This is a genomic window from Bacteroides sp. D1 (genome assembly GCF_000157095.2).
Taxonomy (GTDB): Bacteria; Bacteroidota; Bacteroidia; order Bacteroidales; family Bacteroidaceae; genus Bacteroides; species Bacteroides xylanisolvens.
The window spans coordinates 1-13,970 of record NZ_JH114336.1 but is presented as its reverse complement, the minus strand read 5'-3'; the positions used below and the strand labels follow the sequence as shown (position 1 = coordinate 13,970).

Annotated in this window: 14 protein-coding genes; 11 read left to right on the top strand and 3 right to left on the bottom strand. The window is 45.6% G+C overall.

Annotated features, from left to right (window positions below; genetic code table 11):
* A partial coding sequence (locus BSAG_RS15905; protein ID WP_008997420.1) for an ATP-binding protein occupies positions 1-996 on the top strand: 996 nt, incomplete at its 5' end.
* Between the two features lie 305 nt (positions 997-1,301).
* Here BSAG_RS15905 and BSAG_RS15910 read toward each other — a convergent pair.
* Entirely contained in the window at positions 1,302-2,360 is a 1,059-nt protein-coding gene (locus BSAG_RS15910; protein WP_008771411.1) for a LuxR C-terminal-related transcriptional regulator, read from the bottom strand.
* A 299-nt stretch (positions 2,361-2,659) separates the two neighbouring features.
* Here BSAG_RS15910 and BSAG_RS15915 point away from each other — a divergent pair, with 299 nt between their 5' ends.
* From BSAG_RS15915 to BSAG_RS15925, 3 genes are all read left to right on the top strand, one after another.
* Entirely contained in the window at positions 2,660-3,889 is a 1,230-nt protein-coding gene (locus tag BSAG_RS15915; protein ID WP_008771410.1) for a DUF3575 domain-containing protein, read from the top strand.
* A complete protein-coding gene (locus BSAG_RS15920) occupies positions 3,886-4,806 on the top strand; it encodes a DUF5119 domain-containing protein (RefSeq protein ID WP_008771409.1) in 921 nt (306 codons plus the stop codon). Before BSAG_RS15915 ends, BSAG_RS15920 begins: the two co-directional genes overlap by 4 nt.
* A 108-nt stretch (positions 4,807-4,914) precedes the next feature.
* Positions 4,915-6,033: a fimbrillin family protein gene (locus BSAG_RS15925; protein ID WP_008771408.1), complete on the top strand. Its 1,119-nt coding sequence runs from the start codon at positions 4,915-4,917 to the stop codon at positions 6,031-6,033.
* Between the two features lie 188 nt (positions 6,034-6,221).
* Here the strand turns inward: BSAG_RS15925 and BSAG_RS15930 are convergent, their stop codons facing one another.
* Both BSAG_RS15930 and BSAG_RS15935 read right to left on the bottom strand, forming a co-directional pair.
* Positions 6,222-6,479, bottom strand: a complete 258-nt coding sequence (locus BSAG_RS15930; protein WP_005648607.1) for a hypothetical protein — start codon at positions 6,477-6,479, stop codon at positions 6,222-6,224.
* A gap of 4 nt (positions 6,480-6,483) precedes the next feature.
* Positions 6,484-7,242: a ParA family protein gene (locus BSAG_RS15935; RefSeq protein WP_005868802.1), complete on the bottom strand. Its 759-nt coding sequence runs from the start codon at positions 7,240-7,242 to the stop codon at positions 6,484-6,486.
* A 288-nt stretch (positions 7,243-7,530) separates the two neighbouring features.
* On the opposite strand from BSAG_RS15935, the gene BSAG_RS15940 reads away from it, so the two are divergent.
* The 7 genes from BSAG_RS15940 to BSAG_RS15970 all read left to right on the top strand — a co-directional run bounded on the left by BSAG_RS15940 (position 7,531) and on the right by BSAG_RS15970 (position 13,854).
* Positions 7,531-7,860 (top strand): hypothetical protein, encoded by a 330-nt coding sequence (locus tag BSAG_RS15940; protein ID WP_004327465.1) that lies wholly within the window; start codon positions 7,531-7,533, stop codon positions 7,858-7,860.
* A gap of 3 nt (positions 7,861-7,863) precedes the next feature.
* Entirely contained in the window at positions 7,864-8,700 is an 837-nt protein-coding gene (locus BSAG_RS15945; RefSeq protein WP_007564633.1) for a virulence RhuM family protein, read from the top strand.
* Positions 8,701-8,941: 241 nt separating this feature from the next.
* On the top strand, positions 8,942-9,580 hold the full coding sequence (locus BSAG_RS15950; protein ID WP_007564634.1) for a recombinase family protein: 639 nt from the start codon (positions 8,942-8,944) through the stop codon (positions 9,578-9,580).
* A 127-nt stretch (positions 9,581-9,707) separates the two neighbouring features.
* Positions 9,708-11,216 (top strand): Fic family protein, encoded by a 1,509-nt coding sequence (locus BSAG_RS15955; protein ID WP_008771407.1) that lies wholly within the window; start codon positions 9,708-9,710, stop codon positions 11,214-11,216.
* Between the two features lie 22 nt (positions 11,217-11,238).
* On the top strand, positions 11,239-11,637 hold the full coding sequence (locus tag BSAG_RS15960) for a hypothetical protein (protein WP_005648588.1): 399 nt from the start codon (positions 11,239-11,241) through the stop codon (positions 11,635-11,637).
* Between the two features lie 798 nt (positions 11,638-12,435).
* Positions 12,436-12,642, top strand: coding sequence for a hypothetical protein (locus BSAG_RS15965; protein ID WP_008771405.1), 207 nt, complete (start codon positions 12,436-12,438; stop codon positions 12,640-12,642).
* A 237-nt stretch (positions 12,643-12,879) separates the two neighbouring features.
* Complete coding sequence (locus tag BSAG_RS15970; protein WP_008997416.1) at positions 12,880-13,854, top strand: ArdC family protein; 975 nt, start codon at positions 12,880-12,882, stop codon at positions 13,852-13,854.
* Positions 13,855-13,970 lie beyond the last annotated feature (116 nt).

Here is a 13,970-nt window from a genome sequence, read left to right as displayed (position 1 = left end):
AATATCCCGGAAGCACTGGAATCTTTGAAGTATTTTAAAGAGGAGGTTCCGGAGTATCATATAGCTGTGGCAGGTTCACTTTTGGGGATATCCCTTCATCAGGATGTGTCTTATCCCGTAGGGAAGGTAAATGTCATCAATATATTTCCTATGAACTTTGAAGAGTTTCTTGTCGCCAAGGGAGAAGAAGAAGCTTGTAAATTGCTTATGAGTGGGGATTTTGAAACGATAAGCCTCCTGCATGACAAATATACGGATCTCCTTCGGCAATATTATTATGTAGGTGGTATGCCGGAAGTTGTACTCAAATATGTAGAAACGGATTCCTTGCTGGAAGTCAGAAGAATACAGTCGGAGATTTTGCAAGGCTATGATCTTGACTTCTCAAAACATGCGCCCAAAGAACAGGTTCCGCGTGTCCGAATGGTATGGAACAGCATTCCTTCCCAATTATTTAAAGAAAACAAGAAATTCATTTACGGAGCTTTGCGAAAAGGTGCCAGAGCCAATGATTTTGAGATGGCCATTCAATGGCTTGTAAATGCCGGGTTGTTGTATAAAGTGCCTCGATGTACCAAACCGGAGCTTCCGCTTGATATTTATGAAGACCTGTCGGCTTTCAAACTCTATATGGTTGATTTGGGGCTTATGGGTGCTATGGTCAAGACAGATCCGGCCCAAGTCTTGATTAAAAACGACATATTTAAGGAATACAAGGGAGGAATGACTGAACAGTATGTATTGCAGCAGATGAAAAGTAAGGGCGTGTCACCGATTTATTACCATAACACAGACAATTCGCGTCTTGAGTTGGATTTTGTTATTCAACGTAATGCCCAAATGGTGCCGATAGAAGTGAAGGCCGAAGGGAATGTCCGGGCCAATTCGTTGACAGCATTACTGGGAAAAAGACCGGAATTGCATGCGGAGAGATTTTCTATGTTGCCTTATAAAGTACAGGGTAATCTTACAAATTTTCCGCTATATGCAATATAGGTGTATCCTTTTCCCATGCCGGTCATACCGTTAGAACTGATTGATAAGTATGATGCGTATGTTGGCCGGTATGTCTATCTTTGTGGCAATGAAAACAGAGAGAGGATTGATTTACGCCTTGTTTTCCGGGACGGAAAGGAGATTGGCACGGATGATCTGAATCTGTATTATAATTGATGTGACGGCTTGGATGTCCCCCGGATGAATGTTCGGGGGATTCTTTTTCTTTTGGGCGTTCCCGTGGGACGGTCGGGCTTTACGCTCCAAGTCCTCGCCTAAAGGCTGTGGGCTTTACTCTGCAATCCCTAACGCATGGCTGAAAAGTCCTCTTGCCGGTGTTCTTCTTCATACAGCCTCATGCGTTCTTGTAATGCTTCTTTTAAATTGTCGCTCTTTTTCAGTCCGAGTTTGGCACGTATGTTCGCTCGTTGGCTGGTTATGTTTCCGCTACTCCGATGTAATAATTCGCATATTTGGCTGACGGTCTTGTCTTGCAGTATTAAACGGCAGATGTTTAATTCGGACGGGGATAAATAGGGATATATTCTTCTGATCGTATCAAGTTTACTTTTTTCCTTTTTCTGGTGTGCGGCAAGGGCTGTAAAAAGATTTTCTTTGGATTGTTCCCCTATTATGTCTAACAGGGAGTTTGTCTTTTCTTCCGGGTTATTCTCGCTTAACAACTCGGCGAACGCGAATAGTTCTTCCCTTTTCATTTGGAGACGTTTCAAAAGCATTTCCTCTTCCTCTTTTAGCAAGTTGCTACTTTTTAGCAAGCTGCTGATATTACTGTGTAAGGATCTTCCTAATAAGGGGATCATGGTGTATATGATGATGACCAAAGGCAGATAACTGTATAGGAACGGTTCGTCGGTGATAAGTGTGCAGATTGTATAGGAAGCTATGATAAGGGAGGACAATAGGATGGAGATATTACTCATATAGGCACAGATGGAAAGCATGGTAAATAAGAGAGAGATAGTAATGTTACTCATTATCAATGCTCTTTGATAACTATATTCATATCCGCTACATATTGAGCAATAAATTATCTCGATAAAAATCTCGATATGTATGGCTATCAGTATAATGGAAAAGGTCGTGGTCAGATTTACTCTCTTTTTAAAATAAGCGAGAGTGCACATAATGATAAACAGGAATAATACGCTGTTAATATAATAAAACTGTTCATTGGGAAATGGAACTGAATATATGTATATGGGTGCGCATAAGGCCAGCATGAGCAGGGATAGATGAAAGACACGTTTTTGTTGATACGTTATTATCATTTCGCTTTCTTTTTTGTCGTAAGTTTGAGTTTTTATTGAACTTAGAAAAGTAGCGGCTTTTGTGCTGAATTTCATGTATTTTATTGTTTTAAGTGTTATTAAGTATAATGTTTCCTGCAAAAATAACTGTTTTTTTTTTTTTTTTTTTTGTATGTTTAAGTACTTTTCTTTATGATGTTAAGTGCTTTTAATTGTTGTGTAAGTGTGATTGGCTGCTGTGGTAAGTGTTGTAGCTGTTGTGTGGTTGTCTTTTTAAGTATTTATAAGTTTAAAATGCTTGTTTTTTTGCTTTGGAGGTTGGTTTATAAGTACATATCTTTGCGGTCGAAATTCAAGGGGTGTAAAAGCCTGGGTTTGGATTGTCCTATTAACAAATGATGAAAAGATTTTTTTTTATATTATGTGTATTGTTCGTGCTCGTGTTGAGTATAAGCGGAGAAATATCCGCTCAGGAGAAGCGTGATTCGGTAAGGATCTATTTTCATCAAGGAAAGGTAAATATAGATACATGTTTACTTGACAATGGGAACGAGATGGAGCGGTTTGCTAAAATCTGTTCCGCATTGAACGACTCCGTCCGTCTTATCAGGAAAATTCAAATAATAGGAGGAGCTTCCCCGGAAGGAGGGGAGCTATTGAATGGAAGGCTGTCTGAAAAACGAGCAGAGGTTTTGTGGCGGTATATATCACCTTATATAAAGATTCCGGTATTGGAGAAGGATTTTCATTTTTCGGGAAGTGATTGGAACGGACTTATAACGATGGTGAGAGCGGATGTGAATGTTCCGGAGAGGGAGGATGTCCTTCGTTTGTTGGAGAAGATCGTCCGTTTGGAAAACCAGGACAGCCCTTATTTGGGGGGAGAACTGAAAAGACTGAAAGGGGGGAGGCCATACTCATATTTGTATAAATTCCATTTTCCGAAACTTCGTTCGTCGATGGTGAAAATATGCTATGATAGTGATCCGATAAATCCCGTCAGAGATACGGTATATATACATACACGTGATACGTTGTGCATCCGTGATACCGTTACCGTCATAGCTCCGGTAAAGAAACGGCCGTTTTGCATGGCGGTGAAAACAAACTTGCTTTATGACGCTGTTTTGATACCTGACATCGGGGTTGAGTTCTGTTTGGGGAAGAACTGGTCTGTGGCCGGGAATTGGATGTATGCCTGGTGGAAAAGTGATCGGAAGCATAATTATTGGCGTATCTATGGGGGAGATGTGGAGTTGCGCCGCTGGTTCGGTCGGAGAGCGGTGGAAAAACCGTTTTCCGGGCATCATGTCGGATTGTACGGGCAGATCGTCACCTATGATTTCGAATTGGGTGGGAAAGGTTACTTGGGGGATAAATGGAGTTACGGGGGAGGCGTGGCTTACGGCTACTCGTTACCTGTGGGACATCGGTTCAATGTGGATTTCACGTTGGGAATCGGCTACCTTGGAGGATTGTACAAGGAGTACATCCCTTTGGACGGTCACTATGTATGGCAGACCACTAAAAAACGCCGCTGGTTCGGCCCGACCAAGGCGGGTATCTCTTTGGTGTGGTTGATCGGGCGGGGGAATTATAGCCGGAAGAAAGGAGGCAGGCAGTGATACTGATACGCTTTAGTCTGGTGTTCATATTTTTATGGATGGGACTGACGGCTTGTGAGCATAAGGATTTATGTTACGATCATCCGCACTTTGCCACGGTGCGGGTAGTATTCGACTGGACCAAGATTTCCAATCATGACAAGCCTGAAGGCATGAGGGTCGTATTTTATCCGACCGATGATGAAAGCAACACGTGGATATTTGATTTCCCCGGAGGAGAGGATGGGGAAGTGGAGCTCCCCGAGAATGATTACCGGGTAATTTGCTTCAACTACGATACCGACGGGATGGTTTGGAAAGAAAACGGCAGTTACACGCTTTTTACTGCCGATACGCGTGATGTTCAGTCACCGGATAACCGGACAATGGCTGTCACCCCACCCTGGCTGTGTGGCGACCATATAGACGGAGTTATCCTCAAGGACATTCCGGGAGGAAGCGCGGAGATAGTACGGCTAACTCCCGTAAACATGGTATGTCACTACACGTATGAGGTGAACGGTCTTCGGGGACTGGATAGGGTGGCGGATTTGCGGGCCGCTCTTTCCGGCATGTCCGGCTCGCTTAACATGTCCGGCGACAGTTTGCCCGCCGATCTTTCGGAGAGCCTGCTCTTTGATGGAATGGTTTCACGGAATCAGATTATAGGCGGATTCTATACGTTTGGACATTCCGCACTTGAAGGAGAGCCCAATGTTTTCCGGCTGTATCTCAAGAACCGTTCCGGCAGCATGTCTGTATTGGAACAGGACGTGAGCGACCAAGTGCATGATGTCCCGGTAGCGGGGCATATCGGTGATGTGCATCTGGTGTTGAATTTTGATTATGAGGTACCATCCGAGCCGGGAAATGGCGGTCCGGGATTTGATGTGGACGTTGATGATTGGGATGATGTGAATGTGGATATAGTGTTGTAAACGGATATTTGAGTTTTCAGTGCGGATTGGATGCCGGGTAAACGCTATGTCAACTATTAAGTAATTGAGTTTATTAATTATATGTATCAATTTGATTTGTTTTTATTTATGAAAAAAAGTACAGTAATGCTTTGGGCAATCTTTGGAGCGCTACTCATGGGTTGCTCAGACGAGGAGATTGCGAATGTGGAAACCTCCTCGCGGAATGCGATTGGTTTTAACGTGTTAAGTAATGCGGCGGAAACGAGGGCTACCCCTACTACCCCCTCCAACTTGACGAGCACCGATTTCGACGTGTTCGCTTTTACGGCGGATGGTACTGCCTTCATGGGAAAGGTCGACACGGATTTTGAACATGACGGAGTGAAGATCGTGTACAAAGATGGTAAGTGGGATTATGACGATGCGAACGACCTTCGTTATTGGCCTTCCGAGGCTTTGGACTTTTACGCGTTCAATCCCGGAACGGTTAGTGACGACATGTTGACGTTTTATATGTGGGAAGCCTCCGGGACTGTCCAAAAGATAAGTTATACCTGCATTGATGAGTATGGAGCCGGTACTCATGCAAACTACGACGTGATGTATGCCATGGCCAAAGACCAGACAAAAGACATGAACAACGGAGTAGTGAAATTTAACTTCAAGCATATTCTGTCACAGGTCGTATTCAAAGCAAAGACCCAATACGATAACATGCAGGTGGACATCGACATGATCAAGATTCATAATTTCAAATTTGCCGGCGCCTTCACATTGCCTGCGACAGCCGAAGAAACGGGAAGTTGGAGTTCGTCTGATTTAGCATTTCCACACGCATTTACCGTAGTGAAAAACGCAAATATCACGGTCAATAGTAATACCGCAGCTACCGATATTTCCACAAATACTCCTATGCTGAATATACCACAGACGCTGACTGCTTGGACTGTTTCCGCACCCAACAAAAGCAAGTTGGAGGCCGATAATGCGAAGCAATGTTACCTGGAGATCTCCTGCAAAATCCGGCAGTCCGGAGCTTATCTGTTGGGTTCAGCAAGCGAATACAAAACAATTTATGTTCCGTTCGGAGATACATGGGTAGCGGGCAAGCGTCATATCTACACGTTGATTTTCGGTGGTGGTTATGATGATCAGGGAGAGGCTGTGTTGAATCCGATCCGGTTTGATGCAGAGACAACAGGCTGGGTTGATGCAGATAATAAAGACGTAAACGTCCAACCTTAATCCAAACGTTTATTAATATCGTACCCGTTGGCAGGTTAAACATACGCAAGATTAACCCTGCCAACGGGTTTTTTATAGGGAATCGCATTTTCAATATACTTTTTGATGTGTAGGGGTGCTTTTTGCATACCTTTTTCCTGGAGAATTTCTTTTGTGGAGTGTTTGCCCTGTATATTCCCGATACGCTGTTATAGCAGGGAACTGTTTTTATCCAAGTAGTCAGATATAGCCTCTTGCAATACCGATTTTAGCGAATCGCCTTTGCGGATCGCGATCAGCTTTAAGTTCTGGTGATAGGTTTCGTCCATGACAAAATTACAATGCACGGTTTTCGCTTTCTTCGGCTTTTGAGCCTCTTTTTGCCCGGCCGTGGATTGGATCAGGCTGTCTAATCCCCCGGTCAGCCCGGCCGACATACTGTTTTTTAAATCGTTCTTCTTTGCCATATGGTTACTTTATTTCTGTTAGCAGTTCGTTACATACCTTCTCGTAGTCCTCTGCCCCGGCAGATTTTGGGGCATAGTGAAAAATATCCTGCCCTTGTGTCGGGGCTTCGGCCAGCGTAATGGCGTTGCGTATATGGGTGCTGAACACTTTGCCCTGGAATGTTTCCTGTACCAGTTCCGAAACGCTCTTGTTCAGGTTCTTTCTTCCGTCGTACTGGGTTATCAGAACCCCGGCTATCGAAAGATCCGAGTTCAAACGTTGCTGCACCTTGTGGACTACCTGCATAAGTTTAGCCATTCCACGCATTGCCAGGAATTGAGCCTGAACCGGGATAATCAACCGATCCGAGGCCGTCAGTGCGTTAAGCGTGAGCAGCGACAGCGAGGGGGGACAGTCGATCAGGATATAATCGAATTTCTCCTTTTGGCCTTTGATAAGGTGGGCTAAGATAAGCTCCCGTCCGGCCTCGTTGATTAACTCCGTTTCAACGGCCGAGAGATCCAGGCAGGAGGGAACGACGCTAAGGCCGTCCTTATGCTCGTAGATCGGCAGGTCGTATTCGCCTTTCATCGCACCGTAGATCGTTTGGGGAAGCTCCGCAGAGAAGCCCAGCGATTCGGTCAGGTTGGCCTGCCCGTCAAGGTCGATCAAAAGAACCTTGTACCCTTTTTGACGTAACGCACCGCCCAGGTTGATCGTGGTTGTGGTCTTTCCTACTCCCCCCTTGTGATTCAATACGGAGATTACTTTTGCTTTGCTCATAAATTCAGTTTTTTAAATGGTTGTCATGTCCGCAAATATAGTTAAAATACTAATATACTAAAATACTAAAAGTAGTATTTTTTCGTTTTTTGCGTGTTTTTTGTGCCGATCGGGGAAGCGTACCGAAATAAATCCGGTTTCCACCTTTCGGTACGTTTCGTTTCTGTACCGGAATTAATCAAAGATTAGAATAACCATAAATGTTTTTATACGTTAATCATACGTATGTATATATGTATATATTTGTTTTTGAGTATCTTTGTGTGCTATAAATAAAAAATAAAAGACATGAGCACTTATTCGTATAAAAATCCGAAGTTTATAAATTCCCCTAAAGGGGTGGTTGAAGTTGTAGAAGTGATTTATGACGGCAAAGATGATCCGGCCTATTCACTGGCTATTATTAAATGGGAAAATACCTATAAATTAGGTATTCGTTGGAACATCGCTTATAGTGAATGGGACGATTACCGCAAACAGAACGGGCAAGATGAATGTATAGGTAATCCACAGTCGAGAGGTATTCCCACCTGGTTTGTTTTGCCCGATGATATGATGTTTGGTGAGAAGTTCAGCGGTGCGATGCAGAGGCTTGATGAATTAAGAAAAGGTAAGTAAGCAATGGAACAGGGAGAAATCATATTATACCAGCCGGATGAAGCGGTCAAGTTGGAAGTGAGGCTGGAAGATGAAACCGTTTGGCTGACACAGGCGCAAATTGTGGATCTTTTTCAATCCAGCAAAGCAAATATAAGCGAGCATATAAAAAACATATATGATCAGAAAGAATTAGAGGAAAGTTCAACTGTTCGGGATTTCCGAACAGTTCGACAGGAAGGCAAACGGCAAGTGATGCGCAATCTGACTTATTACAATTTGGATGCGATCATATCCATTGGGTTTCGTGTCAATAGTAAAAGAGGTATTTTATTTAGACAATGGGCGAATAAGGTTTTAAAGGACTATCTTTTAAAAGGGTATTCCATTAATAAACGTTTGTCAGAACTTGAAAGGACTGTCGCTCAACATACCGAGAAGATAGATTTTTTTGTGCGTACTGCCTTGCCCCCGGTCGAAGGCATTTTTTATAACGGCCAGATTTTCGATGCGTACAAGTTCGCTACCGATCTGGTAAAGTCGGCCAGGCGTTCGATCGTGCTTATCGACAACTATGTGGACGAAACGGTCTTGCTCATGTTGAGTAAACGCAGCGTCGGTGTCTCGGCCACCATTTACACCCAGCGTATCACGCAGCAACTCCAACTTGATCTTGACAGGCATAACAGCCAGTACCCACCTATCGACATCAGGACGTACCGGGACAGTCACGACCGTTTCCTGATCGTTGATGAAACGGACGTGTACCATATCGGAGCCTCGTTAAAGGATCTGGGGAAAAAGATGTTCGCTTTCTCAAAGCTGGATATTCCGGCGGCTGTGATTACTGACCTGTTATAATATCCTTTGTCTTATGAATGGGCTGTCGCAAAAGAAAAACCCGTTCTTGATGAACGGGTATATCCTTGACTTGGTTACGTGTTTTGATAACAGAGGCTTTACCAAGCATTACAATGCAAAGATAGTAATTATAGGTTAATTAGCGAATTTCTTTTTTGGATAGATCCGGAAATAATGCCTCCTTGAAAGAGGTGGATAAGGTGATTAAAACAATAGATAAGGAAGAACAAAAGCAAAAGGGATGAATGTGGTTATTTATTCACGTGTAAGCTCGCAGTCGGCCAGGCAATCGACCGAACGGCAGGTTGTCGATCTGGAGAGGTTCGCAGCCGGACGGGGGTACGAGGTGACGGCGGTCTTTGAGGAAAAGATAAGCGGACGAAAGGCCAATATCGAACGCCCGGTTTTAAGCCGTTGCCTGGAATACTGCACAGATCCGCAGAACCGGGTGGATATGTTGTTGCTGACCGAGATCTCACGCCTGGGGCGTTCAACCCTGGAGATCCTAAAGTCACTCGATACGCTGCACACGCATAAAATATGCGTGTATATTCAAAACCTGAACCTGGAAACGTTACGGCCGGACAAGACGGTAAACCCCTTGTCCTCTCTGATCACTACCCTGTTGGGGGAACTGGCCGCGATCGAACGCCAGGGGATCATCGACCGCCTTAATAGCGGACGGGAGTTGTACATCCAGAAAGGGGGCAGGCTGGGACGGAAGCCGGGAAGCCGGAAAACGGCCGAACAGAGGAAAGAGGAATACCGGGAGGCGATCGCCTTGTTAAAGAAAGGCTACTCGATCCGGAACGTGGCGAAGCTCACGGGAAAGGCCGTTTCGACGATACAACAAGTAAAAAAAGACTTCATTAGTAGCTGATTATCGGAACAAATATTGTATTTTTGCAACAAATACGAGTAAATGCACATAATTAAAAACGAGTATTTACACGTGTCTAAAAACGAGTATTTGCACGAAAATAATCAGAATCTAAATAAAAACGGTTATGGCAACAATGGCGGAGAAAATGGCGGCTTCACTGGAGGAATTAAGAAAGCTCCAGGAGAAAGACCGCTGTGTCGTCCTGCAAGGGACGGCCGAGATAGGGAGGACGCATTTAACCCGGCTGTTGGATAACGGCTGGTTGCAGGAAGTAATGAAAGGCTGGTATATTGCGGCCAGGCCGGGAACAGAGGGGGACACGACGGTCTGGTACACCTCATTCTGGTATTTTATCGCGAAATACGCGGCCGTCCGGCTGGGGGAACAATGGTGCTTGACGGCCGACCAGTCGCTGGATCTGTATTCGGGGAAAACGACCGTGCCCGTGCAGGTGATTATCAAGTCGCCGAAAGGCCATAACAACACGCAAAAGCTGATGTATGATACCTCGCTTTTGGTGTTTCAAAGCGAGATCCCGGATCAGGTATATAAAGAGCCGGAATACGGCCTTAATCTCTATCCGCTTGCCGAAGCCCTGGTATATGCCACGCCGAGATATTTCCAGGTGGAGAGGATCGCGGCCTGTACCTGCCTGGCCATGATACGGGACGCTGCCGATATATTAAAGGTACTGGCGAGAAACGGGGCTTCGCTCCGTGCCGGAAGAATAGCCGGGGCGTTCCGGAACATCGGGAACAGCGAAATCGCCGACAGCATCGTTTCCACGATGCGGGGGTTCGGGTATGACGTGAGAGAAGAAGATCCGTTCGAGGATCAGCCACGAACGCCCCTTGTTTATGAAGTGTCGCCTTACGTCACACGCTTGCGCCTGATGTGGGAGAACATGAGGGATAAGGTTGTAGAACTGTTTCCCGAAGCCCCTGGAAAGATTGATGACGTGGAGGGGTATTTGAGATCCGTCGATGAAAAGTATTCGGAGGACGCTTATCATTCTCTCTCGATCGAGGGATATAGGGTTTCCCCGGAACTGATCGAGAAAGTGCGTGTCGGGAACTGGAAGCCGGAGGAAGAAGACAAGGAGCATAAAAACGCGCTGGTGGCACGTGGGTATTACCAGGCGTTCCAGGCTGTCAGGGGGACGATCTCCGATATACTGAAAGGAAAGAACGCAGGGGAAGCGGTAAGGGCGGATCATCCCCTCTGGTATATGCAGATGTGGATGCCGTTCGTTACGGTGGGGATCTTGCAAAGGGAGGATCTTGTGGGTTATCGTACCGGGCAGGTCTATATACGGGGATCGCAACATATCCCGTTGAACCCGAAAGCGGTCAGGGACGCTATACCCGTCCTTTTCGATCTCTTGAAGAATGAGCCGCACCCGGCGGTAAGGGCTGTCTTGGGACACTTCTTTTTCGTGTATATTCACCCCTATATGGACGGGAACGGGAGAATGGGACGGTTCGTCTTGAACGCCATGCTTGCGTCTGGAGGCTATAACTGGACGGTTGTTCCGGTGGAGCGTAGAAAAGAATATATGAAAGCGTTGGAAAAGGCCAGCGTGGAGGGGGATATTTCCGAATTTGCCAAAGTGATAGCCTCGCTGGTCAAGTAATGATATTTATAATAATGACAATATGAAATCAACGGAATATATCGAATGGGATAAACTGGAGCAGATCCCGTTCTGCCTTTGCCGGATCGCGGAGGATGAAGAAAACCAGGAAATAGATGTTTATTATCTGGATAAACGGGTTTGCCATGATTACGATCATGTGGGGCATTATTTTCGTACTGCGATAATCATGTTTAGAAGGATCAGGAACATAACGGCCGATTGGGTGAACCTCAAAAACCTTTGGTTGCTAAGGGACTGTATCAGGGAGAATTTTAATCATGGCCTGGAGGTGGACGATCTGATCTTCGGGGAAACATTCGACGGTGAGGATCCGGAAACTATAAAGCCGCTAACCAAAGAACGGCTGTTCAAGATTAAAAAGGTGATTCAGGAAAAAGATCCATACGCTACCGTATAGGGGGGGAGTATATAAAAACAAAACTCTGGAGTTTGTCTTGCGACAGGGACAATAGGGGATTACTACGCGAATATAGGGAGTATATCTCGTTTAATTTGTATCTTCACCATGTCATATCAGAGTTTTGCTTGTTTTTTTGCAACACTAGGATAAGTAAAAATTCTGACATGGCAAAATCATGGGCAACTTTTTGTTGCTCAGGTACTTTAAAAGTTTAATTTGTAATAGTGTTGCGGAATTAAGGGTATTTACTACTTTTAGTATTTTAGTGTATTAGTACGCTTTTCTTTTGGAGGATTTGGGCGTTCCCGTAAACGGTCGGGCTTTCCGCCTCCAAGTCCTCGCCTGAAGGCTGTGGGCTTTCCACTGCAATCCCTAACGCATAAATACACCCCCCCACCCACCCGGCTAAGGTAGGCTATTTCCGGATAGATTCGTTCGGTGAAGCCAGCCGGATAAAAGCGCCTGACTTTTCACTGATCGGCACAATCCGGAAAGGAGTACCCGGAATGATCCTTGCCCGGCTGATGAGCGCAGGCACTCGTCGGCGGGGCAAGGAACATTCCTTGTCGGGAACTCCGGTAGCCGATTGTCGAACCCGGTTTTAACCCCCCTTTCAGGGGAGAGAGGTATTTTAGTTTTTCCGGCGTGGCCGCCTTGCGTTTACCTTGACCGGGGGTTTTGTCTGCAAAGGTCAAACGGCTTTTTCCATATCCCAAGTTGAGCCGCAAGCGGCTTTTAGAAAAAATCTCCAGCCTGGCTAAAGCCAGGTAGCATTTTTCCTAAAAAACTTGTGCTATGGAAAAAAACGTTTGGGGTGTTCTCATACAAAAACCTCTCGGAACTCAAGGTAAACGCAAGACGACCACACCGACAGCCCCGAAAAACCAAAATGAGGTTGTCTTGATACAAAAACATCGGAATCTTAGGCATCCGCAAGGTTTGGTGGGGGAGGGTGCGAGGTGGGGAGTTTACTATCGGAAAAAATCAGGTAGTAAATACTAAATTTAGTATATACTAAAATACTACTTTTGCATATAATTATCTTATAAATAGTTAGTTAAACGTTGTTTAAATACTTGCATCTCTCAAATAAAAGTGCTATCTTAGAGGTATAGAAAAAGAGATAACAACCTTTAGAACTGGCTCACCCACCAGGATAAAGAACGGGGGACGTAGTTATGAAAACTGATTATTTCGACAAGGCAGCGCAACAGTTTGCAAATTTGATGTCAGACATAAATGATCGAGAAGATCCAGCAAGTAGAGGACAATTGGCAAAAGCCCTGGATCACCATTGCGGCGAATACACGCAATTTCTTTCCGCAGAACCTCACAGGACGCAGGTACACCGGAGGCAACGCCTTTTTACTCCTTTTCCTTTGCGAGAAATTCCAGTACCAGACACCCGTATTTATGACATTCAACCAGGCGAAAGAGGCCGGGATCTCCGTGCTGAAAGGATCGAAATCGTTTCCGGTCTATTACTTCCTTTTCTACGTGTACCACAAGGAAACACGCAAGAAAATAACCTTTGAGGAATACAAGGCGTTAAGCCGGGAGCAGCAACAGGAATACAACGTTATACCGACCTATAAATATTACTCGGTCTTTAACTTGGATCAGACCAATTTTTCGGACGTGAGGCCGGAAGAATGGGAAGCGTTAAGGGAGAAGTTCAGAGGGGGACAGGCAGAGCAGCCCGAAATAGACGCCATGCTGGAGGCGAAAAGCTGGTTTTGCCCGATACGGGAGCAGCAAGGCGACAGGGCTTTCTATTCTCCTTTAGCCGATTATATCGTAGTGCCGCTTCGCTCGCAGTTCGTCGATATGCAGAGCTTTTACGAAACGCTTCTGCATGAAATGGGACATTCCACGGGACACCCCACCCGATTGAACCGGGATCTTGCGCACCCGTTCGGATCAGAGGAATACGGCAAGGAGGAATTAACGGCCGAGTTCGCCGCAGCCCTGGCAGGAATGTTTTTCGGGATAGCCGAACATATACGCACTGAAAACGCAGCTTATCTGAAAAGCTGGATATACGTCGGCTGTTCGCAAAACCACCCGTACTGTGGAGAATGGCTGCCAAACCAAGTTTTCCGAAAGCGGGGCCTGCGGCCTATACGTGGTGCGGGGCACTCAAACAGTCTATTCCAACGTGAAACTGACAGCCGAGAGGGATGCCGACACGGGCGGTCTCGTATGGAAAACTGAAAGTCCGACACCGCTCGCAGGCGGGCTGTTGGACGAACACTATTATTTCTACTATCCCTATCAGGCACGAGCCTCAATACTGGGGCAGGGCGGCTGTTCGCCTTCATCATTACGGT

What these genes read in the sequence shown, in the direction of transcription:
- BSAG_RS15910 (WP_008771411.1), bottom strand. Translation starts at nt 2,360, where the DNA reads ATGAAATTCAGCACAAAAGCCGCTACTTTTCTAAGTTCAATAAAAACT.
- BSAG_RS15915 (WP_008771410.1), top strand. Translation starts at nt 2,660, where the DNA reads ATGATGAAAAGATTTTTTTTTATATTATGTGTATTGTTCGTGCTCGTG.
- BSAG_RS15940 (WP_004327465.1), top strand. Translation starts at nt 7,531, where the DNA reads ATGAGCACTTATTCGTATAAAAATCCGAAGTTTATAAATTCCCCTAAA.
- BSAG_RS15950 (WP_007564634.1), top strand. Translation starts at nt 8,942, where the DNA reads ATGAATGTGGTTATTTATTCACGTGTAAGCTCGCAGTCGGCCAGGCAA.
- BSAG_RS15965 (WP_008771405.1), top strand. Translation starts at nt 12,436, where the DNA reads ATGGAAAAAAACGTTTGGGGTGTTCTCATACAAAAACCTCTCGGAACT.
- BSAG_RS15960 (WP_005648588.1), top strand. Translation starts at nt 11,239, where the DNA reads ATGAAATCAACGGAATATATCGAATGGGATAAACTGGAGCAGATCCCG.
- BSAG_RS15955 (WP_008771407.1), top strand. Translation starts at nt 9,708, where the DNA reads ATGGCAACAATGGCGGAGAAAATGGCGGCTTCACTGGAGGAATTAAGA.
- BSAG_RS15925 (WP_008771408.1), top strand. Translation starts at nt 4,915, where the DNA reads ATGAAAAAAAGTACAGTAATGCTTTGGGCAATCTTTGGAGCGCTACTC.
- BSAG_RS15930 (WP_005648607.1), bottom strand. Translation starts at nt 6,479, where the DNA reads ATGGCAAAGAAGAACGATTTAAAAAACAGTATGTCGGCCGGGCTGACC.
- BSAG_RS15945 (WP_007564633.1), top strand. Translation starts at nt 7,864, where the DNA reads ATGGAACAGGGAGAAATCATATTATACCAGCCGGATGAAGCGGTCAAG.
- BSAG_RS15970 (WP_008997416.1), top strand. Translation starts at nt 12,880, where the DNA reads ATGATCGAGAAGATCCAGCAAGTAGAGGACAATTGGCAAAAGCCCTGG.
- BSAG_RS15935 (WP_005868802.1), bottom strand. Translation starts at nt 7,242, where the DNA reads ATGAGCAAAGCAAAAGTAATCTCCGTATTGAATCACAAGGGGGGAGTA.